The sequence below is a fragment of the Bartonella jaculi genome (assembly GCF_039543045.1).
Classification (GTDB): domain Bacteria; phylum Pseudomonadota; class Alphaproteobacteria; order Rhizobiales; family Rhizobiaceae; genus Bartonella; species Bartonella jaculi.
This window is the reverse complement of the sequence record NZ_BAABIZ010000086.1, coordinates 1-2362: the sequence shown is the minus strand read 5'-3', so window position 1 is coordinate 2362 and position 2362 is coordinate 1. Positions and strand designations below refer to the sequence as shown.

General features: G+C 42.6%; 2 protein-coding genes. Both read left to right on the top strand.

All coding sequences use genetic code 11. The features are described from left to right. A partial coding sequence (locus ABD915_RS09385) for an HNH/ENDO VII family nuclease (protein ID WP_345117652.1) occupies positions 1-1637 on the top strand: 1637 nt, incomplete at its 5' end. A 55-nt stretch (positions 1638-1692) separates the two neighbouring features. Further along, positions 1693-2262, top strand: coding sequence for an SMI1/KNR4 family protein (locus ABD915_RS09380; RefSeq protein ID WP_345117650.1), 570 nt, complete (start codon positions 1693-1695; stop codon positions 2260-2262). Positions 2263-2362 lie beyond the last annotated feature (100 nt).

Sequence of the window (2362 nt, the reverse complement as noted above, 5' to 3'; positions counted from 1 at the left end):
AAGCAGCCATTGGCACAAGTGTTCAAACGGCTCTTGAGGGTGGCTCTTTTGATAAGAACCTGATTGCAAACCTGCGCACAGCCCTGTCTGATACGGTTGGCAAGACGTTGGCGGAAGAGATCGGCACTGCTAAGGCTGAAGGGAAAATAGACACGGTCACCCAGATTGTTGCTCATGCAGGACTTGGCTGTCTCAAAGGCGCTGTTGCGAGCGGCGCTTGTTCTGCCGGTGCTGTGGGCGGTGCCGTGGGCGAAGCCACAGCAATGCTCCAGTTTAAACTATGGATGCAAGGCATCGTGAAAGAGGAAATGGGGGATCTAAACGGTCGCACTCCAACGCCAGAAGAGCAAGCCCGCGTCACTGCAAGGATTGATGCTGAGTTTGCTGACTTTAGAGACCACACCATTGATGTTGCACGTGCTGCTGGGGGCGTTGCCGCTGCCCTTGCCGGTGGTGATGTTAATGCTGGCGCTGATGCAGCGGGCAATGCCGCTGCAAATAACTTTTTGGGTAGCGCTCAACGCGCTCAGATGAAAAAAGAACTAGAAGAGTGTTCTGATGATCAATGTCGAAGAGATGTTAACGAGAAATGGTTTGAGATTGACGAAGATCAAGATAAGATTTTTTCGTCAGCTGCGACGGCCGGTGCGATTGTTGGTGCTGGAAAAGGAGTATACGAGGGATTGCACGGCGTTGTGGAATTAGGGTTAGCAATAGTGAGCAATCCACTTGAGAGCAGTAAAACAGCTATTAAAGGCGTTGGAACAGCAATGTCTTGGACCGTGAGTGGACATGTGATTGGTGATATTTCCAGAATTGGGTGGCAATTGTGGGAAGGAGTTAAGGGTTCCTTTGCAGGGCATATAAATGACATAACGGAAACAATGGACAAAGGGGGGGAGGATGCAGCACTCAGTGCCGGTTTTGATTTCGGCGAAATGACAGGTACAACAATAGAAACAGCGGCTGCTGTAACGACAGGTGTTGCTGGAGCAGTCACGGGAGGGATAAAACTTGGCGAAAAGGCTGTGACCAAGTTCATTGCTAGGAAAGATTTTGCCCAATTCGCTGCCAAGAAAAATCTTGCAGAACTTGCAGCTCAAGGAGATCCTGCCAAACTTGCTGCGAAGAAAGAACTGACCAAACTCGCTGCTAAAGAAAAAAAGAATTGGTTAAAAGAGAAACCCACTAAATTTACCGATAGCAAATTTGGTCAGACAAACAAAGTCTATCAGAGAAATGACCTGTTTGATCCTAACAGAATTTCTAAATGGACTGAAAACAAAAAAGAAGTGTGGGGCACCAATGTTGAGAGAATGGAAGCAGGAAGAGCACCTATGGGGTTTGACGGTAAGCCTGTTGAGTTGCATCACCTAAAGCAAACGCCTGAGGGGCCCATAGCAGAAATTAGCAAGCAATCTCATAATAAATATAGTTCGGTTATTCATGCTCCTTCCAAAACACATCAATCGCTTATAGAGAGAAAAAAGTTTGATAAGTTTAGAGAGGAATATTGGAAGGAACGCGCTAAAGGGTATAGAGAACAAAAAAACAGTAATTTAGGAGGAATAATTGATATGAAATGGGGAATTATGGGTATAGATTTTGACAGATGGGGACAGGAGCATAGGAAGTAATGATCTACGGTTGATGAAAAAAGAAACTTATAGAATAATTTATGGAGGATAATTGATGAAAACCTATACCTTAGATGATGTTGTAGTATTAGTTGATAAATATAATGATATTATTAATTTTCGTACTGAAGAAAATGCGGCTGATGATCTACGGATTGAAAGGGCGGAGAAAACTCTCGGTTTACAATTCACATCTTCTTATAAGAGCTTTTTAAAAAAATATGTAGGAGGAGAAATAGGGAGTGAAGAAATCTTTAGCCTTTATAAGGAGTGCGGAGCAGATATCCCTGGTGGTGATATTGTTTTCCAAAACTTAAATGATAGAAAACATGGTTTTGTGACACCAGAACAGCTTGTCGTGTGTGATGCTGATTTTGGTGAAACCTTTTATTTTGATTATACACAGTTTCGGGATGGAGAATGCCCACTTTATGTCAGGCTTCCATCTGAAGATTGTGAATATTACGCTAGTAATTTTTATGAATTCCTTTGTAAAAGGATTATAGTACACGCGGGAGAAGAGATACTTGATGGTGATCAACCAATTGAAAAGATTGAGAACACTCCCACTCCGCAACCTATCTCTTTTTACAAGAGTTTTTGGAAAAAACTATGGAAGAGGTGAAATTGATAGTGAGAAAATACGGAGCGTTTATAATTTATACAGACTTTGAAACGGTTTATGGTGGTAATATTGTTTACAAAAACTGAAACTATAGAAAACA

What these genes read in the sequence shown, in the direction of transcription:
- ABD915_RS09380 (WP_345117650.1), top strand. Translation starts at nt 1,693, where the DNA reads ATGAAAACCTATACCTTAGATGATGTTGTAGTATTAGTTGATAAATAT.